This is a genomic window from Fibrobacter sp. UWT3, from assembly GCF_900230125.1.
Taxonomy (GTDB): domain Bacteria; phylum Fibrobacterota; class Fibrobacteria; order Fibrobacterales; family Fibrobacteraceae; genus Fibrobacter.
In genome coordinates this window covers 35,447-62,208 of record NZ_OCSS01000002.1, presented here as the reverse complement: position 1 = coordinate 62,208, position 26,762 = coordinate 35,447, and the positions used below count along the sequence as shown (strand labels likewise).

At 55.5% G+C, this 26,762-nt stretch carries 25 protein-coding genes; 11 read left to right on the top strand and 14 right to left on the bottom strand.

Annotation, left to right across the window (positions count from 1 at the left end):
• Positions 1-66: 66 nt before the first annotated feature.
• Complete coding sequence (gene leuS, locus CRO08_RS07925; RefSeq protein ID WP_097035812.1) at positions 67-2,754, top strand: leucine--tRNA ligase; 2,688 nt, start codon at positions 67-69, stop codon at positions 2,752-2,754.
• 133 nt (positions 2,755-2,887) lie between these two features.
• On the opposite strand, the gene CRO08_RS07920 is transcribed toward leuS, so the two are convergent.
• Together CRO08_RS07920 and CRO08_RS07910 are read right to left on the bottom strand one after the other, a co-directional pair.
• Complete coding sequence (locus tag CRO08_RS07920) at positions 2,888-3,490, bottom strand: type III toxin-antitoxin system ToxN/AbiQ family toxin (protein WP_097035811.1); 603 nt, start codon at positions 3,488-3,490, stop codon at positions 2,888-2,890.
• 510 nt (positions 3,491-4,000) lie between these two features.
• Positions 4,001-4,609 (bottom strand): hypothetical protein, encoded by a 609-nt coding sequence (locus tag CRO08_RS07910; protein WP_097035809.1) that lies wholly within the window; start codon positions 4,607-4,609, stop codon positions 4,001-4,003.
• Positions 4,610-4,631: 22 nt separating this feature from the next.
• Here CRO08_RS07910 and CRO08_RS17000 point away from each other — a divergent pair, with 22 nt between their 5' ends.
• Complete coding sequence (locus CRO08_RS17000; RefSeq protein WP_176495100.1) at positions 4,632-4,832, top strand: hypothetical protein; 201 nt, start codon at positions 4,632-4,634, stop codon at positions 4,830-4,832.
• A gap of 26 nt (positions 4,833-4,858) precedes the next feature.
• The gene (locus CRO08_RS07905; protein WP_097035808.1) at positions 4,859-6,058 is read left to right on the top strand and encodes a hypothetical protein; all 1,200 of its coding nucleotides are present in this window, start codon (positions 4,859-4,861) and stop codon (positions 6,056-6,058) included.
• A gap of 6 nt (positions 6,059-6,064) precedes the next feature.
• Here the strand turns inward: CRO08_RS07905 and CRO08_RS07900 are convergent, their stop codons facing one another.
• From CRO08_RS07900 to CRO08_RS07885, 4 genes are all read right to left on the bottom strand, one after another.
• On the bottom strand, positions 6,065-6,781 hold the full coding sequence (locus CRO08_RS07900; protein WP_097035807.1) for a methyltransferase domain-containing protein: 717 nt from the start codon (positions 6,779-6,781) through the stop codon (positions 6,065-6,067).
• The gene (locus tag CRO08_RS07895; protein ID WP_141398282.1) at positions 6,781-7,989 is read right to left on the bottom strand and encodes a DUF4198 domain-containing protein; all 1,209 of its coding nucleotides are present in this window, start codon (positions 7,987-7,989) and stop codon (positions 6,781-6,783) included. Before CRO08_RS07895 ends, CRO08_RS07900 begins: the two co-directional genes overlap by 1 nt.
• Positions 7,990-8,028: 39 nt before the next feature.
• A complete protein-coding gene (locus CRO08_RS07890; protein WP_097036311.1) occupies positions 8,029-8,895 on the bottom strand; it encodes a TIGR02147 family protein in 867 nt (288 codons plus the stop codon).
• 117 nt (positions 8,896-9,012) lie between these two features.
• Positions 9,013-10,149, bottom strand: a complete 1,137-nt coding sequence (locus CRO08_RS07885; RefSeq protein ID WP_097035805.1) for a sigma-54-dependent Fis family transcriptional regulator — start codon at positions 10,147-10,149, stop codon at positions 9,013-9,015.
• Between the two features lie 187 nt (positions 10,150-10,336).
• On the opposite strand from CRO08_RS07885, the gene CRO08_RS07880 reads away from it, so the two are divergent.
• On the top strand, positions 10,337-12,454 hold the full coding sequence (locus CRO08_RS07880; RefSeq protein ID WP_097035804.1) for a glutamine synthetase III: 2,118 nt from the start codon (positions 10,337-10,339) through the stop codon (positions 12,452-12,454).
• Between the two features lie 224 nt (positions 12,455-12,678).
• On the top strand, positions 12,679-13,614 hold the full coding sequence (locus CRO08_RS07875; RefSeq protein WP_176495099.1) for a hypothetical protein: 936 nt from the start codon (positions 12,679-12,681) through the stop codon (positions 13,612-13,614).
• Positions 13,615-13,625: 11 nt separating this feature from the next.
• Here CRO08_RS07875 and dtd read toward each other — a convergent pair whose 3' ends face one another.
• From dtd to CRO08_RS07860, 3 genes are read right to left on the bottom strand one after another with little or no spacing between them, the layout of a single operon-like run.
• The gene (gene dtd, locus CRO08_RS07870) at positions 13,626-14,060 is read right to left on the bottom strand and encodes a D-aminoacyl-tRNA deacylase (protein WP_097035802.1); all 435 of its coding nucleotides are present in this window, start codon (positions 14,058-14,060) and stop codon (positions 13,626-13,628) included.
• Position 14,061: 1 nt separating this feature from the next.
• A complete protein-coding gene (locus CRO08_RS07865; RefSeq protein WP_072809449.1) occupies positions 14,062-14,895 on the bottom strand; it encodes a ThiF family adenylyltransferase in 834 nt (277 codons plus the stop codon).
• Between the two features lie 11 nt (positions 14,896-14,906).
• Positions 14,907-16,133: an aminotransferase class V-fold PLP-dependent enzyme gene (locus tag CRO08_RS07860; RefSeq protein ID WP_176495098.1), complete on the bottom strand. Its 1,227-nt coding sequence runs from the start codon at positions 16,131-16,133 to the stop codon at positions 14,907-14,909.
• Positions 16,134-16,188: 55 nt separating this feature from the next.
• On the opposite strand from CRO08_RS07860, the gene CRO08_RS07855 reads away from it, so the two are divergent.
• The gene (locus CRO08_RS07855; RefSeq protein ID WP_097035801.1) at positions 16,189-17,580 is read left to right on the top strand and encodes an FISUMP domain-containing protein; all 1,392 of its coding nucleotides are present in this window, start codon (positions 16,189-16,191) and stop codon (positions 17,578-17,580) included.
• A gap of 23 nt (positions 17,581-17,603) precedes the next feature.
• Entirely contained in the window at positions 17,604-18,551 is a 948-nt protein-coding gene (gene epmA / locus CRO08_RS07850) for an EF-P lysine aminoacylase EpmA (RefSeq protein ID WP_255252293.1), read from the top strand.
• Here epmA and CRO08_RS07845 read toward each other — a convergent pair.
• Positions 18,548-19,063: a TlpA disulfide reductase family protein gene (locus CRO08_RS07845; protein ID WP_097035800.1), complete on the bottom strand. Its 516-nt coding sequence runs from the start codon at positions 19,061-19,063 to the stop codon at positions 18,548-18,550. The genes epmA and CRO08_RS07845 overlap by 4 nt on opposite strands.
• A 53-nt stretch (positions 19,064-19,116) precedes the next feature.
• Between CRO08_RS07845 and CRO08_RS07840 the strand changes: the two genes are divergently transcribed.
• Together CRO08_RS07840 and CRO08_RS07835 are read left to right on the top strand one after the other, a co-directional pair.
• Positions 19,117-20,184 carry a type IV pilus twitching motility protein PilT gene (locus CRO08_RS07840; RefSeq protein ID WP_097035799.1) on the top strand — a complete coding sequence of 356 codons (1,068 nt, stop codon included), beginning with the start codon at positions 19,117-19,119 and terminating at the stop codon, positions 20,182-20,184.
• 3 nt (positions 20,185-20,187) lie between these two features.
• The gene (locus CRO08_RS07835) at positions 20,188-21,390 is read left to right on the top strand and encodes a type II secretion system F family protein (RefSeq protein WP_097035798.1); all 1,203 of its coding nucleotides are present in this window, start codon (positions 20,188-20,190) and stop codon (positions 21,388-21,390) included.
• 404 nt (positions 21,391-21,794) lie between these two features.
• Here CRO08_RS07835 and CRO08_RS07825 read toward each other — a convergent pair whose 3' ends face one another.
• The 3 genes from CRO08_RS07825 to CRO08_RS07815 are packed head-to-tail and all read right to left on the bottom strand — an operon-like array spanning position 21,795 to position 24,084.
• Complete coding sequence (locus tag CRO08_RS07825; protein ID WP_097035796.1) at positions 21,795-22,631, bottom strand: radical SAM protein; 837 nt, start codon at positions 22,629-22,631, stop codon at positions 21,795-21,797.
• Positions 22,632-22,660: 29 nt separating this feature from the next.
• Complete coding sequence (locus tag CRO08_RS07820; RefSeq protein WP_097035795.1) at positions 22,661-23,737, bottom strand: glycoside hydrolase family 5 protein; 1,077 nt, start codon at positions 23,735-23,737, stop codon at positions 22,661-22,663.
• A gap of 56 nt (positions 23,738-23,793) precedes the next feature.
• The gene (locus CRO08_RS07815; protein WP_097035794.1) at positions 23,794-24,084 is read right to left on the bottom strand and encodes a hypothetical protein; all 291 of its coding nucleotides are present in this window, start codon (positions 24,082-24,084) and stop codon (positions 23,794-23,796) included.
• Between the two features lie 86 nt (positions 24,085-24,170).
• Between CRO08_RS07815 and CRO08_RS07810 the strand changes: the two genes are divergently transcribed.
• Both CRO08_RS07810 and CRO08_RS07805 read left to right on the top strand, forming a co-directional pair.
• Complete coding sequence (locus tag CRO08_RS07810) at positions 24,171-24,989, top strand: menaquinone biosynthetic enzyme MqnA/MqnD family protein (RefSeq protein WP_097035793.1); 819 nt, start codon at positions 24,171-24,173, stop codon at positions 24,987-24,989.
• 90 nt (positions 24,990-25,079) lie between these two features.
• Positions 25,080-25,949, top strand: coding sequence for a diguanylate cyclase (locus CRO08_RS07805; protein ID WP_097035792.1), 870 nt, complete (start codon positions 25,080-25,082; stop codon positions 25,947-25,949).
• 35 nt (positions 25,950-25,984) lie between these two features.
• On the opposite strand, the gene CRO08_RS07800 is transcribed toward CRO08_RS07805, so the two are convergent.
• Positions 25,985-26,623, bottom strand: coding sequence for a bifunctional 4-hydroxy-2-oxoglutarate aldolase/2-dehydro-3-deoxy-phosphogluconate aldolase (locus tag CRO08_RS07800; RefSeq protein ID WP_097035791.1), 639 nt, complete (start codon positions 26,621-26,623; stop codon positions 25,985-25,987).
• Between the last annotated feature and the right edge of the window lie 139 nt (positions 26,624-26,762).

Below are 26,762 nucleotides of genomic sequence, written 5' to 3'. Positions count from 1 at the left end.
TCCCGTTTCACTCGCCTTACGCAAAAGTTTCTAAATTATAGCCCGAAAAATTAAAAGGATAAGACTATGGCTAAGTATAATCCGCAAGAGATCGAAACCAAGTGGCAAGCCTACTGGGAAGAACATCAAACTTTCAAGACGGGCGAAGATAAGTCCAAGCCCAAGTATTACTGCCTGGACATGTTCCCGTACCCGAGCGGCGCGGGCCTCCATGTGGGCCACCCCGAAGGTTACACCGCTACCGATATCATCTGCCGCTACAAGCGCAGCCGCGGTTTCAACGTGCTCCACCCCATGGGTTGGGACGCTTTCGGCCTCCCTGCCGAACAGTACGCTATCCAGACCGGTACGCACCCGGCCATTACCACCAAGAAGAACTGCGACAATTTCCGCCGCCAGATCAAGCGCCTCGGCCTCAGCTACGACTGGAACAAGGAAGTCAACACCACCGACCCCAAGTATTACAAGTGGACGCAGTGGATTTTCAAGCGCCTTTACGGCACCTGGTTCGATGAAGACCAGCAGAAGGGCCGCCCGATTGAAGAACTCCCGATTCCTGCCGACGTGGAAGCCAAGGGTGCTGCCGAAGTCCGCAAGTTCAAGGACTCCAAGCGTCTCGCTTACTACGCCGATGCTCAGGTGTGGTGGTGCAAGCACTGCAAGATCGTTTGTGCGAACGAAGAAGTCTTGAACGACGGCTCTCACGAAAAGTGCGGCACCAAGGAAGTGGAACGCCGTAACCTCAAGCAGTGGCTCATGCGCATCCCGCTGTATGGCGACCGCCTGCTGAAGGGCCTCGACAAACTCGACTGGCCGCAGGGCGTGAAGGACATGCAGAAGAACTGGATCGGCAAGAGCTACGGTGCCGAAGTGGATTTCCCGATTGCCGACGCTAACGGCAAGCCGACCGAAAAGAAGCTCCGCGTTTACACGACCCGTTGCGATACGCTGTTCGGTGCTACCTACATGGTCGTTGCCCCGGAACACGCGATGGTCCCGGAACTCACGACCGCCGAACAGAAGGCCGCCGTGGAAGAATACGTGCACGCCGCCGCTCTCAAGAGCGACCTCGACCGTACCGAACTCGCTAAGGAAAAGACCGGCGTGTTTACCGGTAGCTACGCCGTGAACCCGCTCACCGGCACCAAGATTCCGGTGTGGGTTGCCGACTACGTTCTGACCGGCTACGGCACCGGCGCCATCATGGCCGTGCCCGCTCACGATACCCGCGACTTCGATTTCGCGAAGAAGTTCAACTTGCCGGTTATCTGCATCATGGAACCGGATGCAAGCTGCCCCGAAGACGTTCGCCCGAAGGTCCTCGCCGGCGAAGCCTGCTGGGCTGCCGACGGCACCTACATCAACAGCCAGAACGACACGCTTTGCCTGAACGGCCTCAACAAGAAGCAGGGCATCGCGAAGGTCATCGAATGGCTCGAAGCCAACAAGATCGGCAAGGCCACCGTGAACTACAAGCTTCGCGACTGGCTCTTCAGCCGCCAGCGCTATTGGGGCGAACCGTTCCCGGTCATCCACTGGGAAGATGGCGAAATCTCTACCGTCGATGACGCCGAACTTCCGGTGCTGTTGCCGGAACTCAAGGACTACAAGCCGGGTGACGGCGGACAGTCCCCGCTCGCAAACGCCACCGAATGGCTCCAGGTCACGGACAAGAACGGCCGCAAGGGTATCCGCGAGACGAACACCATGCCGCAGTGGGCTGGCTCCTGCTGGTATTACCTCCGCTACATCGATGCTTGCAACGGCGACGCATTTGTTGCAAAGGAACTTGAAAAGTACTGGATGCCTGTGGACCTCTATGTGGGCGGAGCCGAACACGCCGTGCTTCACCTGCTCTACAGCCGCTTCTGGCACAAGGTGCTCTTCGACCTCGGCCTCGTCTCTACCGACGAACCGTTCCAGAAACTCTTCAACCAGGGCATGATTCTTGCCTTTGCATACGAAGATGCCGCTGGCTCCAAGGTCCCCACCGACGAAGTGGAAGAGAAGAACGGAAAGTTCTTCAAGAAGGGAACCGACATCGAGCTCAAGCAGATCGTGGCGAAGATGAGTAAGTCTTTGAAGAACGTGGTGAACCCCGATGACGTCGTGCGCGACTACGGTGCCGATAGCCTTCGTTTGTACGAAATGTTCATGGGTCCGCTGGATGCCGTGAAGCCGTGGCAGACCAAGGGTATCGAAGGTATGAACCGCTTCCTCGGCCGCGCCTGGCGTTCTGTGGTGGGCGATTCTGACGAAGCTCCGGTCTTTGTGGATGAAACCGCTCCGGAAGCAATCGAGAAGGTGATGCACCAGACCGTCATCAAGGTCACGAGCGACATCGAAAACATGAGCTTCAACACCGCGATTAGCCAGCTGATGATCTTCAACAACGAAATGATGAAGATGGACAAGCGCTACCGCGAACCGTGCGAAACCTTCGTGAAACTCTTGCACCCGTTTGCCCCGCACATCGCCGAAGAAATGTGGAGCATCCTCGGTCACAACGAATCGCTCACGAACGTCGCCTGGCCCGAAGCCGACCACTCCAAGGCCGTGGAAAACACCGTGGAAGTCGTGTTCCAGGTGAACGGCAAGGTCCGCGCCAAGGCATCCGTCGCCAAGGACATGGACAAGGCCGCCCTCGAAAAGCTCGCCATGGACAACGACCGCGTGAAAGAGTTCATGAACGGCAAGACTGTCGTGAAGTCCATCGTGGTCCCCGGCAAGCTCGTGAATATTGTGGTGAAATAAAACCCGCTGTCATCCTGGAGCGTCCGTGAGGACGCGATAGGATCCAAAAGCATTAAAGGCGTTCCTTACGGAATGCCTTTTTTGTCACCAAAAATGCCACCAAAGAATTGTAAGTTCGGAGAAAACTATGCCTTTATGTCCCCTTCAAAATATCCCTAATCATCTCGCCGGCATTCTTGTAGGCTTTCGTCTCGCGTTTGCCTGAGGCGATTTCATTTGCTTCGGTTATGGCGTCTTGAACTTCGGAATGATTGTCTTGTAACCATTCAGATAAAAGGGCTTCCAACTTCTTGAAGTCGCAACACCAGAGGTTTGCGAATTCGTTCTTGCCTTCAGTGCGGCTCCGGTACACTTTCTGGGCCTTTTCGACAATGGAGTCAAGATTCTTACGGACGAAAATCCATTCGTCCTTGAGCATTTCGCTGTTGATGACGCATGTATTAATTAGGCTCTCGTCAACGGGAACCATGTTGCCAAACAAAAGTACCGCAATCTCGTTCCCTTTAGGGCCGGATATCGTCATTGTAAACGTGTTGGGGCGTTTGCTGCGCCCTTTCTTTTGTCGAACGTTGTTGGTCTGCGAGGTGAGAGGAATGCAGTAGAACTGCTCTGCAATCTTGACCGCCAAAAATACATAGGGTCTCTTCTTTGTGCTGACTTTTGGCTCTGCCAAGCGAAGCATATCGAGGTATTCTTCTCTGACGAAAACTAGGCGTGTTTGATTCATGCTTTTCATGCAGGCCTCCTTAACAAAAAAGATTACAACCCCCGAATAGGGATTGTAACCTTTTAAAAATGTCCACTAAGGCAGGACCTCGCACCTTTTGAGTCTGTCCACTAAGGTAGGACCACTCGCCTTTTGTTTCTGTCCACTGAGGCAGGACCACGCACTTGTTGCCGATATCTCGACAATAACCAATATACATTAATTTCCTGAGAAAGTCAATATCGTGTTGCCAGGCCATAGCCAGAATATACACTAAATGGCAAAATCCCGCAATAGGGGAAACTTTCCAACGTATCAATTCCTTTATCATATCAACTCCATCTGCTTACAGGCGAAAAAAACAGAAACTACTGCTCAAATGTATAAATTTTAAAGTCGGTTGTCAAGAGGTTTTGGCAATTTTATTGGAAAATGTCCCCAGCCCCGAAATGTTAGAAAACACAATCAAGAATCTCTTTGTAAGATTCAATTGTCGCTTCAAATGGAACATCTTTTGCAAACGAAGATTTTTTCGCGTAGTTAATCTTCATTCAATACCACCGTCATAAGTTCCGCCACTTTGTTCTCTATTTTCAATATTTGGGCGTAATGGAGTAGGTTGCGGGTATTCTTGTCTTTTGATTTTGCGTAAAGCCTGAGCGCTTTGCCGTAAATTTCTGCATCGATCTTTCGGCTGTTCTTGATGATGTCGCAAAGCGTTCGTTCCGTATCGTAGCATTCCACCAGATGCCCAAGCGAAGTCTTGATTTTGCAAATTCCAAGCCTGTAGGTTTCATCGCGAGAATCCGTGTGGATTGCGACGGAAGGGTTCGGAGAAAATGGCCTATAATTCTTGGGCCCGGTTACCTCGAAATAATCGGGTAGGCGGTCTGTTAGCCCATGCAAGAATAGTGCGGAAACGTGTGAAAAGATGAATTTGGGATACTTGTATTGAAACACAAGGTAATCGTCCCGGATCCATTGCTCTTGGGCGTAAAAACCCTTATCTATCTTGACAAGACCTTGCCTTCGTACAAAATCCGTCAGGAACCACGAGGGAATCTTGTGGCTGTCGACTTGCTTTCGCGTGATAAAGCCGCTGTTCGCGTTCAGCATTTTTTCCAGTTTCTTCTCGTTTGTTTCTTGCATTTCAAACTAAATATATAATAAAATGGTTGAAAAAACAAGTTTTTGTTTCTTTTTACCCACCACAGAACATCAAAGACGCAAAAATCCCCACGAAAATCAGGAACGGCAGCACTTTCAACAGCAAGGTGATGGCGCAGGCGTCCCCTGCGTCGCCGGTCCCCAAAAGGGCCGGGATTCCCAAATTTTTACGGGCGTGATTCTCGAAAAACTTATATATTTATGACAAACGCGTAAAAAGGAAGTGTCGCAATGAAAAGAATCGTTCCGTTGGCCTTGCTGGGTGCCGTGCTATTGCTTTTGGCGTGCGCCCATAGTTACAAGTACAAGAATGAGGCTGCGTTCAAGGGCAAGACTGGTGTTGTCGGCGTGTTCAGGCAGGCTGCCTTCTACTGCAGCGAGGCGACTCCGCACTACGCAAAGATTGGCGATTCCACCATTGTCGTGAAGCCCACGTGGAGCGAGGAACAGGATAACTTCTTCTTTGCGGAACTCAAGTCCGGCCCTGCGACGCTCTACAGTTACAGCTACAATTGTGGTGAAAACGAGAACAAGTTCGTGCTCGATACTACATCCGAAAACAAGGGGCCTTCGGGCGTCGTGATTCCTGAAAGCGGCCTCTGCAAGATAGTGATTTCGTTCGTGCAGGGCGACAGGTTGTTCGACCACAATGACGCCCTTATCGAGGAAGAATTCAAGAAGGCGGAAATCGCGCTCGACCCGTCCAAGATTCCGTATTGCGAGGTGCTCAAGACCGACGGCAGCAAGGTGAGTTTTGCGAACCGCGATTCCCTGCTGGCCGAAAACTACAAGGCTGCGGTCGAGGCGGCGAAGAACGGTTCCTGCGAAGATATCCGCCCGCTCGTCTCGCTGGATACAAATTCAGACAAGGTAACGTGGAATGCAGAGAAGGACAAGGCCCTGATGATTGCCGTGCATTCCACTCCGGACCTGTTCGAGAACGGTGCCCCCTATACGGTCACGAAGGACATGCGCGTATTCTCGGACAAGGAATTCCTGGAATGGTACAAGATGAACAGCAAGGGTGTGCGCAACTGGCCGCTTCGCCTGCGCCAACTGCTCGGGCTCCCGCGCGAGGAGAACATTACGCACTTCACCATGTTCTGGGTTTCCCCGAAGGACATGATCCGCCCGGCGTATATCCCGGACGTCACGAGTTCCGAGATGACCTGTCGCTTTAACGAGGAAGACGATTCCCAGCTGGATAGCCTCGGGATGTGGCTGCGCAATTGGTTTGACAATACCTGGAGCGCAAGCTACAAGTCTGAGGGCGGTTACCCGTGGACTCGCCTGGGCTACACGTATGACTGGGGCTCCAGTGGCGACAAGTACGGGCTTTCGGAATTCCTGGTGCGCGAGGAATCGCAGGTAACTGTCCAGACGACGAAGGACCTGAAGGCATTCGTGCGGTGGATGGGCGACCGCCGGTAATACAACCTACACGTGATTGATGGTAACCCGCCACAGCTGCTGGCGGGCTTCCTTGTATTTGCGCTCGAACGCGGTAATGGGCTGCTTCGGCTCGAACGCTTCGCAGGCGATTGTACGGTCGGGTGTCGCGACCCGCATGGCAACATGCGCAGCCTCCGCAAATTCGCGTGCGTATATTTCCCAGTTGGTGCGCAGTTCAATCGCGTCCCCGAGTTGCAGGAGCGTCGGAAAAATCGGGTGCAGGTGGAACCTGCGGGTGGCTTCGCTCTGCTTGGGCCAGGGGTTTGGGTAGTAGAGCGCGTGGTAGGGAATGTGCCACATGCCTGCCTTGACCTTCCCGAGGGCGAGACGCCAGAAATCGAGCAGTTCCGCGCGCACGAGGAAAGCGTTTCGCGGGGCGGCGCCTGCCTTCGTGAGGCGTGCTGCCGACTTGTCGATGCCGATTACGGGGATGCCCGGGTTTGCTATTGCAATGTTGAGCGTGCTCTCGCCGGTGCCGCATCCCGAATCTAGAATTACTTTATATGAGCCGCGGACGGCACCGCCTTCGTGGCCCGCGCTCTTATAAAAGTTTAAAACAAACTTTTCCGCTTCCGCAAACGCCGTACGCGTATGGTCCGCAATCGGGCGCAGGTATTCGGTCGATGCGTACTTGCGCACGACCTCTTCGAGTTTGTCGTATATATCGGGTTGGTTTGTGGTGACTGCGCGAGCCCCGGACATTACCGCTTCCAGATGCTCAGGCGCTTGCCGCCGGTAAGCTCGATGTCGTCAAGCCAGAAGATGACGGTCTTTTCTTCGTTGTTGGGCTTGAATCTCCACACGAGCTGGTTCACGCAGGTGTACGAGAAACGCGGGTCGATGATTTCTGCCAGGGGCACGCTGAAGCGGGCCCAGTCCTCGCCGAGCGTGATTTCGTACTGCGCGATGAGCTGGTCCTCTTTCTTCTGCGTCTCGTCTACAAGGCCGAAAACGATGGCGCCTTCGCCCTTCGCTCGGAACGCTATGGAATCAACGGAAGAAATGTCGTTGCACAGTGCCTTGTTGCTCTTGCCGAGCTCAATGCCGACCGTTGCCCAGGGCCAGATGGCTTCGCCGGTAGAATCCTTGATGGTCTCGCCGAATGTCGCCGCCACGTGGGCCGCGATGTTCCCGTCTTCTTCGACCGCGAGTTCGAACCTGTGCTGGACTGTGTCGGTGATGAATTCGGGGGTCACGTTTTCTGCGGAATAGGCGAAATACCACCAGCCGCCATCGTAGGTGCGTGCGGGCATGAATCGGTTCTGGTAGTTGGAATCCTGGAAGTCGTCAAGCAGTAGTGCGCGACTTTCTTCGGCGAACGTGCTCGCGGTGGAACTTTCGCCTGCGACAACCTTCAGGTAGGTGCTGCTCGTGTCGGCGCCCTTCTCGTTCGGGATGAACACCAGGCTGATGGGCCCTGCGGGCAGGGAGTCCATGGAGAACTTGCCGTCCGTAACTTTTGCCGAATGCGACATGCCGCGGACCTTCACCGTGCCTTCCATGCCCTTGCCTACGGAACCTTCGATGGAAACCGTCTCTTCGAGGGTTTCCTTGCCCAGGTCCACGTCGTCGCCCTCGACGGAAACTTCCTTCTGGAGAGCCTTGTTGTCGAGTTTCGCTTCCAGCGTGTATGTGCCTTCGGCCACGTTCTCGAAGACGATCTTGCCGTTGGAATCCGCTTCGGCGAATTCGCTTTCGCTTGCGTCAAGGCTTTCGCTTTCGCTGAGTTTTACGCGTGCGAATGCGGCCGGCTGGCCCGCGACGGTAATCTGCGCCGTGATGGCGTTACCCGCCTCGGTGCCGCTCGGGCCTCCGCCTGCGGTTTTGTCGCTATCGGAACATGCAGAAAGCATCGCCGCTGTTGTTAGCGCGATGAGTCCCAGGCCGAATGTGGAAAAATCTTTCTGCACCTTCGAAAGATACATATTTTTGAAAAGTCCGCGCATCGCCTAGCCCTCCTTTTTCGGGGTGGCCGGGCTATCTTCCGCCGTTGCGGGGTCATCGACCCTGTCGGAGAGCGGGAACATCGCAATATTCAGGGCGTAAACGCGGTCGGCGCGCTCGCTCTTGCGGGCGAACTGCAAAAGTCCCCTGCGGAATTCCTCGATGCGGTGCTTGATTTCGGGCAGGTCCTCTTCAGCCGCGGTAAACACGACGCTCGAAATGTCGCGTTCCTCGGGCTGGTGGCGGTCGATGGATTCCTGGGCTAGTTCAATCGTGTGCCTGTGGAAGTCGCGGACCGCGCGGCTCTTGACCTCGCCGCCGGTAGAAAGTATCTGGTCGGTGATGTTCCAGCCGCCGTTACCGTCCGGTGCGACAAGCCCGAGCTTCTTCAATATCTCGAGTGCGCTGCGTGCCTCGTCGTGCGAGATGGGCGGGTTCAGGTGGCTAGCAAGTTCCGGAATGTCGCTCGTGTCCTTCGTGATGCCGATGAGCGCGCGGAGTGCCGCACAGCTCCAGCTCCCGAAATAGGCGAGTTCGGGCTCGGTGAGCACGCGCGTTTCCATCTCGCGCAGTTCCATTAACTTGTAGTAGAGCTCCGACATCGCCTGTTTCGCTTTCGTCTTGTTGAAGCGGTAGAGCGTCTTGAAGTACTCCGCCCTGCGGTCATCGAGCTTGCAGAGGCGAATGAATACCGGGAGGGAATCCTCGTTCAGGTGCCCGCCCTTCTGGAATACGCGCACAAGCCAGGCCGGGTCCACGCCGGTCTTTTGGCTCAGGTAGCGATAGCTGGTGAACGGGTTGTCCTTCTTGCTTTCGGCAAACCAGTCCTTCAAGAAATCGCGGTATTCAAGGTATTCGAGTACGTCAACCATGCCCATAATTTACCTAAATAAAGGGCTGAGCGTCCCGGGGGAGGGCCTGCCCGGTAAAGTTTCCGTTGCATAATGTTCAACAATGCCTTTTTTACCAAAAAATCGCGGTTTTGGGGTTTAATCCGTCGCTAGTCCGAACTTCTTCACCTTGTAGTGCATCATGCGGGGGCTTACGGAAAGGTCGCGGCCGGCGGCGCTCAGGTTCCCGTTGTTGCGGCGGAGCGCCTCGGTGAGGATTTCCTTCTCGTAGCTTTCGAGGAGTGCCGTAAGCGACGCGGTGCCTTCGGGGATAAGCGCCGTGCCGCTCGTGATGTCGGTCTGGAGCGTGGGCGGCAGGTCGTAGGCGTTGATGGCGACGTCGGTCGTGGCGAGGCAGGCGTGCTCGATGCAGTTCTCGAGTTCGCGCACGTTGCCCGGCCAGTGGTAGCTCATGAGCATGTCGATGGCGGGCGTGCTGAGTCGCGCGATGTTCTTGCCGTACTTGAGGTTCATCTTCTCGATAAAGTGGTCGGCGAGCAAAAGGATGTCGGTCTTTCTCTGCGAGAGGTCGGGCAAGTTTATCTGGAATATGTTGAGGCGGTAGTAGAGGTCTTCGCGGAAAAGCCCCTGCTGCACGAGGGCCTCGAGGTTCTTGCCGGTGCTTGCGACGATGCGGATGTCGGAACGCTGCTCGATGTTGCTCCCGAGCCTCTTGAAGGTTCGCCCCTGCATGAACTCCAGGAGCCGCGCCTGGCTTGCGGGGGAGAGTTCCGCGACTTCGTCCAGGAACAGCGTGCCGCCGCTTGCCTGCTCTGCCTTGCCGATGTGCCTGCTGGTGGCGCCCGTGAACGCGCCGCGCTCGTAGCCGAACAGTTCCGCCTCGAACGCGCTGGTGGTGTTGCCTTCGAGCGTGTCGCAGTTGAGGACGGTGAACGGCTTGGCTGCGCGTTCGGAATGCTGGTGGATGTAGCGGGCCACGTGCTCCTTGCCGGTGCCCGCGCCGCCGCGGACGAGAACGACGCCTTCGGTGGGGGCGATGTGCCTTGCCTGCCGCGCGACCTCCTGCATTTCGCGGGTGTTGCCGATGATGTCGCCCGCGCGGCCTTCCACGATGCCGCGGATTTTTTCGCATTCCGCCTCGTGTGCGGCGCGCAGGTCGGCGAATGCCTTGTCGAGAACGTCGTGGATGTGCGCGGAAAGGGCCCGCGCGGAGCGTCCGTGTAGTTCCCGCTTGATTTTTTCGAGGGCTTCCTTTTCGATGCGTTCGATTTCCATGCCTAAAATATACGTTGTTTTCGTGATTTTGTCGCCGATTTTGGTTTGTTGGCTTTACAAAAACGTAATAAAATTGTCTAATTTTACAAAAGTGTAATAAAACGGGGCTGAAAAAGGCGAAAAATTCCGTGCAATGCGTGCCCGCTCTTTCTAATTTTGCCGCGTAATAAAGAAAAGGAACGTGAAAATGTCCACTACGCGTACAAAAACCATCTACGATATCGCGACCGCCACCCCGGCCCCCGTGAAACCCGCCGAACCCGTCAATGTCGATTTTTACGGCGAGGACGTGTTCAATGCCGAAGCCATGCGCAGCTACCTCCCGAAGGATATCTGCGAAAAGCTCCTGGCGACCATCGACGAGGGTGCCCCTCTCGACCCGAACATCGCGGGCGATGTCGCGCACGCCATGAAGAAGTGGGCGATGGACCGCGGTGCCACGCACTTTACGCACTGGTTCCAGCCGCTCACCGGCTCCACCGCCGAGAAGCACGATTCCTTCCTGGAACCGAGCGGCTGCAAGGCCATCATGGTACTGAGCGGCAAGAACCTCATCGTCGGCGAACCGGACGCGTCGAGTTTCCCGAGCGGCGGCCTTCGCTCTACGTTCGAGGCCCGCGGCTACACGGCCTGGGACCCGACCAGCCCCGCGTTCATCAAGCGCCACGGTAACGGTGCCACGCTCTGCATCCCGACCGCGTTCTGCAGCTACACCGGCGAGGCGCTCGACAAGAAGACCCCGCTTCTCCGTAGCCTCCAGGCGCTTTCCAAGTCCACCCGCCGCCTCATGACTTGCTTCAAGGCGGGCCCCAAGAAGACGACCGTCACGCTCGGCGCCGAACAGGAATACTTCCTCATCGACAAGCGCTTCTACCTGCAGCGCCCCGACCTCTACCAGTCCGGCCGCACTATCTTCGGTGCCACTCCCGCGAAGCACCAGCAGATGAACGACCACTACTTCGGGAGCATCCCGAGCCGAATCCTCAACTTCATGAACGACGTGGAGAAGGAACTCTGGAGGCTCGGCATTCCGGCGAAGACTCGCCATAATGAAGTCGCTCCCGCGCAGTTTGAACTTGCCCCGATTTTCGAGGAAGTGAACCTCGCGTGCGACCACAACATGCTCATCATGGAAACGCTCCGCAACGTGGCCGACCGCTACGGGTTAGTTTGTCTGTTGCACGAGAAGCCGTTCGCCGGCGTGAACGGTTCGGGCAAGCACAACAACTGGAGTCTTTCTTACGGCAAGGGGAACCTCCTGAACCCGGGCAAGGACCCGCACCAGAACGCCGTGTTCCTTACCGCGATTTGCGCCATCATCTACGCAGTGGATACGCACGCCGATTTGCTCCGCATGACCTGCGCGGGTGCGGGCAACGATCACCGTCTCGGTGCGCACGAGGCTCCTCCGGCAATTATCTCCATCTACCTGGGCGACCAGCTGATGGACGTTATCGACCAGATCGAGCAGGGCTCCGCGAAGTCTAGCAAGCAGGCGGGCGCGATGAAGCTCGGGAGCGACATGCTGCCGCCGCTCCCGCGCGACGCTACCGACCGTAACCGTACATCGCCTTTCGCGTTCACCGGCAACAAGTTCGAGTTCCGCGCGCCGGGTAGTAGCCAGAGCTGCTCCGAACCGAACGTGGTGCTCAACACGATTGTGGCCGAGGCGTTCGACATGATTGCCGAACAGCTCGAAAAGCTCGATGACAAGAACTTCCACACGGGCCTGCAGAAGATTCTGCAGAAGATCGTGAAGGAACACAAGCGCGTGCTCTACAACGGCAACGGCTACACCGACGAATGGGTGAAGGAAGCGGAACGCCGCGGCCTCCCGAACATCCGCACGTCTCTCGAGGCCCTCAAGGCACTCACGAAGGACGAGAATGTGGAACTGTTCGAAAAGTACGGCGTGATGAACCGCCGCGAGATGCTTTCGCGCTACGAAATCAACGTGGAAGACTTCCACAAGAGAATCCACATCGAAGGTGAAGTCGCCCGCGACCTCGCGAAGAACGTGATTCTCCCGAAGGTGGTGGAAGCCTACGAGAAGTCGTTACGTACAAACGAAATGGCACTGAACCAGGGATTTCCGGGGCTCGATACCTACGTGAAGTCCATTGGCGAAGGCTGCCGCTCGCTCACCGAATCGATTGCTGCACTTGAAGCATCTCTCGAAGGCGAACACGAGGGGATCATCGCTGCCGTCGCTGGCCTCCGAAAGGTGGTGGACGGCCTCGAGAAGGTTGTGCCCGACGAGATGTGGCCTCTGCCGAAATACCGCGAAATGCTTTTCATCTATTGATGAAAAGCATGGCCGCACGTCGCAGGTGTGCGGCCAAATGCCAGTTTATTTACTAATGAAAAACGTCGCAATGCGATGTTGGCCCCGGCCTCACGTATGCTTGATACGCTTCGGCCGGTAAGGCGCCTAGTCTTGCTTGCTTTTGATTAGTAACAAAAGTTGTGGCCCTGCCCTCGGGCAGGGATTTTTCTAGATTTGGCACTGCCATGTTGATTAGGAAATGTTTGGGAATTTTCTTGGGGCTTGCGACGGTGGCGGCGATGCTTGTCACGGCTTGGTGGTCTTTGCGCCCCGAAATCCCGCCGGAAGTTCAGGAACAGATTGAAGACGATCTTGAAAAATGCGGCGGTGAACTGAAAGAGGCCCGCTGTGCGGTAAGTGGCGAAGACGGCTGGATTTTCTTGCAGGAAAGTCTTGTCAATCTGGTGGTGGACTGGAAAGAAAACTTGAATTCTTTTGTCGCCTTCAATGATTCACTGGAAGCGCGTGGTATCAAACTGGTTGTGGTGCCTGTTCCAGATAAATTGCAGATCGAGGCGGAACATTATTCGGAAGAATTGTCGGGAGGGATTGTCGCCCCGCAATATGAGGAATGGGTGGACGCTCTGCAAGACGAAGGCGTTGTCGTTGTCGATGCGGTAGAGGAGTTTCTTGAAAAGAGCGCGGAAACGCCCATGTTCGAGGCGTACGAAAGCCACTATACCAGCGCGGGTCGGCAACTGCTTGCCCAGATGATTGCCGATACCATCAACGAGATGGATTTGGATGTCCCGAGGGGAGAATGGTTCCTGCGCGATACGGTCGTTCCCGGTACCGGAAATCTTTATCACCTGAAGTACAATTCTTACCCTGATTACGATGTGCGCGTGCTAAAGACCGTGGATGCGGAAGGGAAGCGCTATCACGGTTCCAAGGACGCTCCCATTGTGGTAATCGGCGACAGCAATGCAGATTTTGGCTGGAACAGTTCTTCCAATATCGGCGCATACATTGCGCAGGCGACGGGGATAAAGACTTTTACCCGCAGCCGTATCGGCGGGGGAAACTTGGGCCCGACCTTGTTCAAGGACCGTTCGGAATTCCTGGATGGCAAAAAGATGGTGGTCTGGGTGTTTGACGGCCGTGAACTTTACGGCGATTTCAGTATGCCGGAGTTCTAGTTTCGGAATTTTTATTCCAGCATAATCGTGAAGGGGCCGTCGTTAGTGAGGCTCACCTGCATGTCGGCGCCGAATTTCCCGGTCTGCACGACGGGGATTTCTTTTTTGCATTCAGCGATAATGTATTCGTAAAGCTCGTTTGCAAGTGCCGGGTTGCCGGCGCCGTTGAACGTGGGGCGGTTGCCCTTGTTGCAGTTCGCGTACAGCGTGAACTGCGAGACGAGCAGGAGTTCACCGCCGACGTCCTTGATGGAAAGGTTCGTCTTGCCGTTTTCGTCGGCAAAGATGCGCAGCGCAAGCATCTTGCGGATGAGCCTGTCTGCAATTTCCTTGGTGTCTTCTTCGCCCACGCCGATGAGAATCATGTAGCCCTTGCCGATCTTGCCGACAGTCTGCCCTTCGATATCCACCTGGGCGTTCAGTACTCGCTGGATCAAGAATTTCATGTTACTCCGCGCTGGCTAAAGCCTTCTTGTAAATGTCCTGCATCACGAGGCCCGCAATCATGAACCCGAAAATGGCGGTGGAGTGCGCCATGGTGCCGTTGATTTGCGCCTTACTGCTGCACCATTCGTGATCGACCAGGTTTGCATTCTGGAGTTCGGCTTCGCTTCTTTCGTGGCGCACCTTGGGGCACATGCAGGCGTCCGTTCCGCAAGAAGAATTCTTGCCGCGGTTTTTCAGGAGTTCGTCGCTGTAGACGCACAGCACTTTTTTCTTGAGGGCCATTTTCTTTTTCTTGAACTTGTCGCGCAGCGCGCGGGCGAGCGGGCAACCGGCGACTTTCCAGAATTCGGCGACCTTGATTCGCGTGGGGTCCATCTTGAGGGCTGCGCCCATCGAAGAGAAGACTGTGGCCTTGGTGCGCGTGGCGTGCCACAACAGCTGCATCTTGTTTTCGAGGCTGTCGATGGCATCGATGATGTAGTCGAATGTGTCCAGTTGGAATTTGTCCGTATTCGCTTCTTCGTAGATGTCCTGCAATGCGACAATGTTGGCGTGCGGGTTGATTTCGAGTAGGCGATTTTTCAGCACGTCCACCTTGACTTGCCCCACGGTTTTCGTAGTGGCCATCAGTTGACGGTTCACGTTGGTGACGCACACGCGGTCAGAATCGACGAGCACGAGTTCCTTGATGCCGGAACGCACCAGGCTTTCGGCGCACCAGCTGCCGACTCCGCCGAGACCGAAGATGATGACGCGCTTCTGGTAGATGTCGCCCATCACGTCGTCTCCGAGCAGGAGCGATGTGCGGTTAAAGATGCCTTTCTCGATTCCCATACGAGTCCCGGTTAGCCGAAGAGTCGGAGAACGCGCTTGATGCCTGCGATAAAGCGGTCGATGTCGCGCTTCAGGGTGTACGCGCCGAAACTGAGTCGAAGCGTGGCGTCGACGCCGAAGCGGTCCATCACGGGTTGGGCGCAGTGGTGCCCGCTACGCACTGCAACGTTCTCTTCGTCGAGAATCATGGCGGCGTCGCTTACGGCGATGCCGTCCAGCGTAACGCTGATGAGGGCTCCGCGTTCCTTCGGGCTCCCGAAAATTTTCACCTGCGGAATCTGCGCAAGCTGTTCCAGCGCGTAGTTCGTAATTTCTTCTTCGTGCTTGCGGATGTTTTCGATGCCAACTTCATTAATCCATTCGATGGCCTTGCCGAGTCCGATGACTTCGGCAATCATGGGCGTGCCTGCCTCAAAACGTGCGGGAACATCGGCGTAAGTCGTTTTTTCAAAAGTCACGTTCTTGATCATTTCGCCGCCGCCGTGCCAAGGGGGCATGCTGTCGAGAACTTCATACTTGCCGTAGAGTACGCCCACGCCTGTCGGGCCGTACATCTTGTGTCCGCTGAAGGCGAGAAAATCGCAGTCCAGCTTTTGCACGTCAATCTTGATGTGGCTGGAACTCTGGGCAGCGTCAATTAAAACTTTCGCTTGGGGTGCGGCGGCGCGAACGGTCTTGATAATTTCTGCAATCGGGTTCACTGTGCCCACGGAATTGCTCACGTGGGTGACGGCCACCATCTTGGTTCGCGGTGTGAGTAGCCCGGGAAGTGCTGCCAAATCCAGATCGCCGTTGTCCAAAACGGGAATCACCTTGATCTTGGCGCCCTTCATTTCGGCAACCAGCTGCCAGCTCACGATGTTTGCATGGTGCTCGAGTCCGCTAATCAGAATCTCGTCGCCCGCTTCGAAGAACTTGCGGCCGAAACTCCACGCCACCAGATTGATGCTTTCGGTGGTGCCGCGGGTGAACACGATTTCGTCTTCGGTCTTCGCGTTAATAAATTTTGCGACATTCTTGCGGGTGGCTTCGAACGCTTCGGTGGTGCGGGCGCTTAGGCGGTAAACGCCGCGCTTCACGGAACTGTAGTGCTCGCGGTAAAAGTCGTCCATCGCGTCGATGACGCACGCGGGCTTTTGCGTGGTGGCGGTGCTGTCCAAGAAGGCGAGCGGCTTTGCATCCTTATCGCCTGCGACAAGCATCGGAAATTCGCTACGGATTTTTTCTGCATCAATCATGCGTGCAAATTTAGAAATTTCTATATTTGTCGCGAAAAAACAAAGAAGGGTTACTATGAGAATTTCAAGAAAGTTTTTTGCCGTAATTGGCGCGATTTCGTTTGGCTTGGCGACAACGGCGTTTGCACAGCCGGAACTCCGCGAGGCAATCGATGCGGGCGATATCGCGACTGCAAAGAAAATCGTGAAGAAGGGTGCCGCCGAAGAAATCTACTGCGGTAAGCTTTCTCCCGAAGATGCGGTCAAGGTCTACGAGAAAATCTTCAAGGCGATGCCGGACCAGTCCTTTAACCTGTGCCCGGCCCAGTTCTCGTATGGCTACGGTACCAAGGTGTGCTCGAACGCGAAGGCGATGAATGCCTGCACGGAAGTGATTACTTACCTGCTTATGGAAGGCGAGAACGGCAACGCCAAAGCACTCGATGCTCTTGAAGGCGTCTCGAAGACTGCGCTGAAGACGAAGGCTTTCGCGAAACCCGTCAAGGTGCCGGTCGATACCAGTTTGTGGGTCGCGTGCCCCAAGAAAAAGGGCAAGGCTCGCGAGGCCTGCATCGAGGATTGCCTCCAGTATGCACTCAACACGAAGGATTCCGTTCGCGAGGCGACTTGCGAATCCGAACCAGAACATTTTATTGATACGACAATCGGTGTTACCGTTCCGTCCCCCTTGTACGAAAAACTCCGCACGGGCTTGTTGGAAGGCTACTGGAAAACGCAGAAGACGACCGCCGAAAAATACTCGAAGCTCATGAAGTTGAACGCCAAGGCGCTCTCCATCCCGGATTCCGAAATCGTGGATATCGCATACGTGACCCGCTGGGCAGATAAGCACAAGGCGGATTCTACGGCGCTTCCGGGCGGGGAACTTTTCCGGTTCTGCACGTCGTGGCAGCCTGCGGTGGATTCAATCCTGGCCGAGAAGGAATTTGCGACGCGCTGCCCGGTGTTTGAAATTTTTGAGGATGGTCGTGATGGCCAGAAGTACAAGGTCAAGGAAATCAATGGCACCCGCTGGTTTGTACAGAACCTGAATTTTGCCGTGGAAGAAAAGTCCATGTGCTATGATCGCGAAGATGACAACTGCAAGACCTACGGCCGCCTGTACACGCACGAGGCCGCACTCGCCGCTTGCCCCGAAGGTACGCACCTTGCGACCGATGACGACTGGAAGATGCTCGAGATTTATGCGGGCGGGGCGAATACTGCCGCCGAGAAACTCCGCAGCAACGGTTCCGACGATTATGCGTTTACGGCGATGTTCGGCGGTTATGCGAACAAGAACGGCATTTCCGTAATCCAGGGCGAGGGTGCCTATTTCTGGACCGGCAATGACGTAGGTGACGGTCGCGGTGTGGCGAGGTCCATGTTCAGTACCGACAAGGAAGTCTCCACGATTCCGGTCGATAAGGGCTTCTGGCTCTCTGTTCGCTGCGTGGTGAATAATTGATGATTGATGATTTAGTTCGCACTATGTTCGCTCCTACTTGCAATCGTGATTCCTGGGTAAAGCGCCAAGCCTTGATGAACAAGGTGCGCGCGTTCTTTGAAGCCCGCGGAGTGCTTGAGGTGGAAACGCCCGTGCTTTCCAATGCGGGAGGGACCGACCCCCAGCTGGATTACTTCGAGGTGGAAGGCGGCCATTACATGATGACGAGCCCGGAATTCCACATGAAGCGCCTCCTGGCGTCGGGATTCGGGGATATCTTCCAGATAACGAAATCCTTCCGAAAAGATGAATCCGGCAGCCATCACAACTGCGAGTTCAGCATGGTGGAATGGTACCGCGTGGGCATGCCGCAGGAAAAGTTGATGGACGAGGTGGAAGCGCTCGTGTCCGAAATTATCGGGCAGCCGATTCACGCGCGTCGCACCCGCTGGATAGATGCCTTTAGGGAGTATGCGGGCGTTGACCCGTTCTGCGAGAGTATGGACAACTTTGTCTGTGCCTGCAATGAGCGCGCAATCCCCGTTCCCGAGGGTCTGGAACGCATGAGCCGCGAGGACTGGTGGGATTACCTGATGGTTTTTGCGGTGGAACCTGCCCTCGCGAAAAACGGCCCGGAGTTCATTCTGGATTACCCGCAGTCGCAGGCGGCTCTCGCGCAGACCTACGTGGGCGAGGACGGCCACACGTGGGCGCGTCGCTTTGAACTTTTCGTGGACCAGGTGGAACTCTGCAACGGCTATACGGAGCTGACCGATGCGGCGGAACAGCGCAGGCGTTTTGACGCCGACCTTGAAATCCGTCGCCAGATGGGTAAGCCGCTCCCGCGCAAGGACGAGAACTTCCTCGCGGCGCTTGAATCCGGTATGCCCGCCTGCTCCGGCGTGGCGCTCGGGCTAGACCGCCTATTCATGCTTGCACTCGGCAAAAAAGAAATCAAGGACGTGATTCTTTTCCCGAGCCCGATTGCTTAGTCCACGAGTGCCTTGATCGCTCGCCTCATGCGGTTCTCGTCGATGATGCCCGCCTCGATGTAGTCGAACTTGCCGTCGCTATCTACAAGATAGCTCACGGGAATCACCCGCGGGTTTCCGAGAGCGTTCATGAGGTCGTAGTTCCAGTGAACCATGGTCCAGGGCATCGCGTATTTTTTCTTGAACCGGGATGCGATTTTCACGTTGTCGTCTTCGCTCACCATCAGGATGCTTAGCCCCTTCGCGGAAAATTCCTTGTGCAGGTTCTTGAGCGTGTTGAGTTCCGCGATGCATGCGGGGCACCAGCTAGCGCTAAGCACCACGAGCGTTGCCTTGCCCTTGTGTTCGTCGAAGGTCGTCCTGCCGCCGTCTATCTCGATGGCGCTGAAGTTCGCGATGCGGCTCGGGATTTCGCGGAACGGTTCCACGTTTGCGGTAATGGCCTTGTAGGCGACAAGCAAAAGTGCCGCCAAAACGATAAAACCTGCGATTTTAAAGGACTTATTCCGCATTTATGACAAGAATTTATGTTTTTTTCGGGCACTTTTAAATTATATTCTGCAATATGGCATACAATATTCAAGATCTTCTCTCTGAAATGGTTAAGCGTGGCGCGTCTGACTTGCATATTACCGCAGGTTCGCCCCCGCTGGTGCGCTTGTCCGGTAAGCTTACCCCCCTCGGCGACGACAAGCTCAAGCCCGATGAAACCATGCGCATGACGTACAGTTTGATGAACGAACTGCAGAAGAAGTCGTTCGAACAGAATAAGGAATGCGACTTTTCTTTCGGTATCGCGAACCTCGCGCGTTTCCGTGCGAACGCCTACCTGCAGCGTGGCTGCGTGGCGCTTGCGCTCCGTATTATTCCGCTTGAAATCAAGACCTTCAAGGAACTCGGGCTTCCCAAGATTCTGGCCGAGTTCACGACCCGCCCCTCCGGCCTCGTGCTGGTGACGGGTGCTACGGGTTCGGGTAAGTCTACGACCTTGGCCGCCATGATCGACAAGATCAACAAGGAACGTCACGACCATATCTTGACCGTGGAAGACCCGATTGAATTCTTGCACAAGCACCAGGGCTGCATGATTAACCAGCGTGAAGTCGGTAGCGATACGAACAGCTTCGCGATGGCCCTGAAAATGGCCTTGCGCCAGGACCCGGACGTGGTGCTCATCGGCGAAATGCGTGACAACGAGACCATGCGTTGCGCCCTGACGATTGCCGAAACCGGTCACTTGGCCTTTGCGACTTTGCATACCAACTCCTGCGTGCAGACCATCAACCGTATCATCGACGCGTTCCCGAAGGGCGAGCAGCAGACGGTGCGTACGCAGCTCTCGTTCGTGCTCCAGGGCGTTATATGCCAGACGCTGGTCCCGAAGATTGGCGGTGGCCGCGTGATGGCCTACGAAATCATGAACGTGACTCCCGGTATCCGTGCGCTTATCCGCGACGACAAGGTTCACCAGATTGAATCCATGATTGAAATCGGCCAGAAGTTCGGCATGAACACGATGAACATGTGCCTCTGCGAACTGGTGAAGAACCGCAAGGTGGACCGCTTCGAGGCGCTCGCTCGTTCCCCGAGCCCGGACCAGCTGGAACAGTTGTTCGTGAAGGAAGGAGTTTAACCGATGGCAGAGTTTTTGTACAAGGCGCAGAACGCGCAGGGTAACAACTTCGAAGGTACTCTCGAAGCGAAGGACAAGGCCGAGGCCGAAGCGCTCCTCATGCGCCGTAGGCTCACGATTGTGAAGCTGAAGAAAAAACCGATGGAAATCAAGATTAACATCGGTAACGGCATCAAGCACGAGGACCTGACCCGCTTTACGCGTATGTTCTCCTCGATGTGTTCTGCCGGCCTTCCGATGCTGCAGTGCTTGACCATCCTGGAAGAGCAGTGCGAAAACCCCGCATTGAAGGATGTTATTCACAAGGTGACCCAGTCCATCAACGGCGGTTCGTCTCTGGCGGATGCACTTGCGCAGCACCCGAAGGTGTTCGACTCCCTTTACTGCAACATGGTGGCGGCCGGCGAAGCGGGCGGTATCTTGGAAGGGATCCTGCAGCGCCTTGCCGAGACGATGGAAAACAGTATGCGCCTCAAGCGCAAGGTGAAGAAGGCCCTTACGTACCCGGTGATGGTTATCATCGTGGGTATCGTGGTGGTGATTGCACTTATGACGTTCGTGGTGCCGACATTCGCCGAACAGTTCGCGGCGCTGGATGCGGAACTCCCTGCCCCGACGCAGGTGGTGATGAACATCTCCGACTTCCTGTTGAATAACGGTGGCTTTTTGTTCCTTGCCTTGATTGCGTTGATTATCGCCTGGAAGGTCGTGATGAAGATTCCGCAGGCGCAGTTCGCGTTCGACAAGTTCCTGCTGAAGGTCCCGAAAATCGGTGACTTGCAGATAAAGTCATCTACGGCAAGTTTTTCGCGCACGCTTGGAACGCTCTTGAACGCCGGTGTGAGCGTGATGGATGCCTTGAAGGTCGTGGCCTCGACCGCAGGTAACAAGGTCGTGGAGAAGGCGATTGGCAGGATATCTGTCGGTATTGCCGGTGGTAAGAGTATTGCGGACCCCATGACTGAAGTCGGTATTTTCCCGCCCATGGTTATCCAGATGACCGGCGTGGGTGAGAAAACAGGTAACTTGGGCGGTATGCTTTTGAAGCTTGCCGACTTCTATGACGAAGAAGTGGACGCCGCAGTGGATGCCGTCGTGAGCATGATTGAACCGCTCATTATCGTGTTCCTCGGTGGCGCGGTCGGCGGGTTGCTCATTGCTATGTATATGCCGATGTTCTCGATGGGCGACGCAATCAAGGGCTAAAATTTCGCATAAAAACTTCGCGATGCTTCGTTGCCCCCGGCCTCACGTACTATAGTACGCTACGGCCGGTAAGGCCGCCTCGCCTCACTCGTTTTTCTGCAAAATTTCGTTTTAGTTAAGTATTGACTTTTTACAAAAAGCCTTTTAGCCTTTACTCATAAAGTACACCACGATGACACAGAAATCAAAAGACTTTATAAAGAATTTTATCAAGTGTTTTGTGTTCGCACTTGTCATGAGTGTGGTTATGTTGATACTTGATCCAGAGAATCGCGGAGTGAGGTCTATTTCGATAAATCTTGCTCCAGAAATTGAACTTCCTCTGCTTTTCATTTTCGTAGAGAACTTTATTATAAATTTTATTATTGCCATTCCGCTGACAAAATGGCTTCACTGGCGCTAGATTACTGTTTTTTCCAGCCCGTGTACTTCGCGGTTTCGAGAATCTCGTTGGCGTTTGCGACGCGCTCTGCGGTGGGGGACTGCGTGTCCTTGAGCGCGTACTCGATACCGAGCTCGGCATACTTGCCGAGGGCAAACGCGTGATAGGGAAGTACCTCCACGCGCTCTACGTTGCTTAGCGTGCGGATGAAGTCGCGGGTCCTTACGAGCGCCGCGTCGTCGTCGCTTATCCCGGGTACAAGCACGTGCCTTATCCAGATAGGCTTGTGGATTTCGTCCAGGTAGCGGAAGAATTCGATGATGTTCTCGTTCCCGTGTCCGGTAAGTTCCTTGTGGACAACGTTGTCTATGTGCTTGATGTCCACGAGGAGCAGGTCGGTCACCTGCATCAGGCGCTCGATTTTTGCGAATGCTTCGCCGGAGCGCCTGAACGTGACCCCGCTCGTGTCGATACACGTGTGGACTCCTGCCGCTTTCGCAAGCGTGAAGAATTCCAGCATGAAGTCGAGTTGTGCAAGCGGTTCGCCCCCGCTGACGGTAATCCCGCCGTCTTTGCCCCAGTACGTCTTGTACCGCAGGGCCTTTGCAAGCAGGTCGCCGGCCGAAATCTCGTAGCCCGCGCAGTTACTGCCCGCACTTCCTTGACCGTCAATTCCGGCATCCGCGCTTCCATTGCCCGAAATCCCAAGCGAGTCGGCTGCATTCCCGAAACTCCACGTCTCGGGATTGTGGCAAAACTTGCAGCGCATGGGGCACCCCTGCGTAAAGACGACGAACCGGATTCCCGGTCCGTCGACCGACCCGAAGGTTTCGAACTTGTTTATCCTGCCGAGTGCCATAGGGGTGCGGGGGTTGTGCGCCTTGTAGACTAGCCCTTCGCGAGCATGTCCATCAGTTCGCGGTCGAGCCTTTCGGGGTTGTTGTACTGCGGGAGGCTCTCGTGCAGCGATTCGCCCTTCGATACAAGCCCGAAGTCGAGGTTCTTATAGTTCCAGTAGCTGAATCCCACGTCGGCTTCGCGCAAAATGTCGAGGAAGTCGCGCATCCATGCAATCTGGTACTGGCGCGGAACCTGCACGTACACGCCGAACTCGTTGCAGCTTACCGGCAGGTCATATTTCGCGCGGAAGTCGAGCGCGTTCTGGATGCTCGCTTGCAGGCGTGCCTTGTCCCACTTGCCGAATTCCACGTTCAGGCGCGTTTCCGCATCGCCTGTCGGGGCGGCGTAATCGCCGGGCCACGGGCGTTCCATGTGGAAGAACGGGTCCTGAATCCATGCGGCGCCCTGGTGCGTGAACGTCACCGGGGTGTAGGTGTGGAAACTGTAGATGGCGTTGTCGTCGTCCATCGGGGTGAGGAACTCGAATTCCTTCGCGCTGTTCCACTTGTTGCTGCCCACCACAATTGTATTCTTGGGGGCGTGCTTGCGGATAGCCCAGAAAATTTCGTCCTTTACTTTATCCCAAATGCGGGAATCGCTACCGGCGGGCTCGTTCAGGAGCTCCATCATCACGCGGGGCTCGTTGCTGTAGCGCTCGGCCATGTATGCCCAGATGTCGCAAGTCTTCTTGCGGGCGGCCGGGTCTGCAAAGAACGCCTGTTCGGTAGAGCAACCCAGGTGAAAATCGTGACCCGGGCACTTGTGCAGGTCCAGAATCACGTCGAGGTCTGCCGCCTGGATTTCCTTGAGGGCCTTGTCCAGGAGCGAGAATTCCTCTGCCTTCGGCTTGCTCGCGTCATCGGTTTCGAACAAGTTAAAGTAATCCACGGGCAGGCGCACGTGGTTGAACCCCGCCTCGCGGATGCGCTTGAAGTCGCTAGTGTCGAGGAAGGTCCTGATGTGTTGAATGACCCCAGGGAAACCCACGGGATCTTTTTCCTGGATGCAGTCTACCTGACTGAACCAGCCGCCCAAATTCACTCCGCGCAGTCTTTCCTTTTTCATTGTGTCATCCCATTTTGTTCGTGGCCTGGATTGGCCGCGCTTGCTTTGTACAAGTTCTACGTGTTAACGATATTCAGGTCTTCGTTCGCGATATTGAGGCCCATGATGACTTCCATATCGTCTGGAAGGTTGTAAAAATCCATGACGAGACCGATTTTCTTGTCTTCGTCCTTCTGCTTGTCGAACTGGACCACGTCGTATATCTTCACCGGGATAACCGTTCCCTGAGTGATAGGGATTTCGACGGTCATGCCCTTGCTGATGGGGCCTTCGAGAATCTTGCCCTTGAATACGAGGCTTTTCTGGTCTTCGCCTACAGATGTTTTCTTAACGTGAAATACGCCCATTGTAGTTTTAGTCGATAATCTTTTATTTGCGGTTGTTTTCTTTTTGTAGCCTACCAAATGCTACGGGCAAAAGTTAATTTTTTTACATGGCATTACGTGTAGGGAGAATTCCTTTTTTGGTGTGTGCGCCGTTTTTTCACGCCTTCCTGGGGCGTGAAAGCGAATTGTGCGATGTGGAGTTTGTCGATAGCCCGCCGAGCGTGCAGAGTGCGGGCCTCATGGACGGTTTCATCCACCTTTCTCCCGCATCCTCGATTACGTTTGCGCTCAAGCCCGGCGCGTTCGTGCTCTCGCCCGTGTTCTGCACGTCGTGCTCGTTCGAGGTGCGCTCGGTCAAGTTGTTTTCCCGCTACCCGATAGAGTCGCTTGCGGGCCGTCGCGTGCGTGTTACCTCGCAGAGCCGTACCTCGGTGGCGCTCCTCCGGATTCTGTTCGAGATGCGCTACGGGATTAGGCCCGAGTACGTGGGTGGCCTTGCCGCCGAAGAGAGTGACGATGCCTGCCTGCTCATTGGCGACCTCGCCCTCGAGGAGAACGAGCGCGGGCGTTTCGCGTACAGTTACGACCTGGGCGCGCTTTGGCAGGAATGGCAGGGGCTCCCGTTCGTGTTCGGGGCCTGGATCATTTCGAAAGGTGCCCTGCAGGCCCCGCTTCGCCCCGTGCTCGACGATTACCTGCAGCAGACGGAACAGAGCATTCTCGCCTTCCGCGCCGACGTGAAGGGCTCGCTCGACCGCTGGCTTTCTCGCTATCCGGTGAACTTGCCTCGGGACGTTCTCGAGGATTACTACCGCGCGCTCGACTACCGCTTTACCGACGAACGCAAGCAGTCGCTATCGCTTTTTCTGGAACTTTCCTGCCGCATAGGCCTCGTGGAAAGCGCCCCCGCCCTAGAATTCCTGTAATGTTCCCATATATGTTCCATGTTGGAATGTTGCAGGGCATTGACACTGCGGTATCTAAGAATATAGATTAGGTCGAAAGGAGTACCGTCTATGGTCGAAGAAAAGATTCTCGTGGTCGATGACAGCGCCGAGGTGCAGCAGCAGGTGAGCGAAATGCTGTCGCAGGTGGGTTACAGCGTCGTGACGTGCAGTTCGGGCAAGGAGGCGCTGGAGTTCCTCGATACGGAACGCGTCGACTTGGTTCTCTTGGACATAAACATGCCGGACCTGAACGGTTACGAGGTGTGCCTGCGCATACGCCAGAAGTTCGCGCTCGACGACCTCCCGGTAGTTTTCCTCACGAACAGGGAAGATTACGACAGCATCACGAAGGGGTTCCATGCCGGAGCGTCCGATTTCGTGAGCAAGACTGCGGTACCCGATATTCTTTTGGCCCGCGTGAACGTGCATATACGGCTGGCCCGCACGCTCCGGTACCTGAGGGACATTTCCCTGACCGACGACCTGACCGGCGCGTACAACCGCCGCCATGCCATGTATTCCCTGCGCGAGTGGTTTGCCCGCAGTGCGAGGTACGGCACGCAGTTTGCGCTGATATACTTTGACCTGAACGGTTTAAAACAAATTAACGACAGTTACGGCCACCAGGCGGGCGACCTGCTGCTGCGTGCGGTAGTGAGCGCGGTGAAGAAGCTGTTGCGCGAATCCGACCTGCTGTTCCGCATGGGCGGTGACGAGTTCATGGTAATCTGCCCCGATACCGACAAGCGAGGTGCGTTCATCTGTGCCGAACGCATGCTCGAGGCGGTGAAGGCGGTGACTATCATCGAGCGGACGGTATCGTTCGCCTACGGTATCGCGCATTCGAGCGAAGGCTACAAGGACACGGACGAGATGCTCCACAGCGCCGACGCCACGATGTACATGAACAAGCAGAAAATGCGCGACGCCCGCAGGTAGCGAGCGTGCCTTGCACCCGCAGGTAGAATTTTCCCTTAAATTACGGCCTTGACGGCATCGAGAAGTACGGTGAGTTTCTTCCCGATTTCGTCCCATTTCTTTTCGCGCATCAGCGTGGCGTTGAAGATGCTCCCGCCGAACGAGACGATGTTGCTCCCTGCGCGGAAGTAGTCTCCGACGTTTTCTGCGTTCACGCCGCCGCATGCCATGAGCTTTATGTCACGGAAGGGCCCGCGCAATGCCTTGATGTATTCGGGGCCACCCACGCAGTTTACGGGGAAGACCTTCACGGCTGTTGCACCCAGGTCGTGCGCCTTCTGGACTTCGGTCGGGGTGAGCGCCCCCGGGATAATCGGGACCCCGGCAGTGCACGAGAGGCGGATGATGTCGTTTCTCGTATTTGGCGTGACGATGAATTCCGCCCCGGTATTGAGCGCCCGTTCGAGGTCGCCTCCGGTACGGACCGTACCCGCGCCCACGGAAATGCCGTACGGGCGGGCGGCTGCCTTCAGTTCCTTGATGATGCCTTCGGCGCCATCAGTGTTCATGGTGACCTCAATGGCCTTGAGCCCGCAGCTTGCCGCCGTCTTGACGCAGGCTTCTTCTTCGCCGCGGGGAATGTCGCGCAGTATGCCTATAACGGGCATGTCTTTCAGAAATTCGATAAGATTCATGGCTGGCCTCCGCTGTTTTGAACTTTTCCGGTAAAAAACATAACAAAAATGAGGCCCGTGCCACGGGTGTTTTTTTTTATAAAAAAACATTTGACATTTATCCGGCATAACTCGATAGGGATATAGAAGATATTGTTCG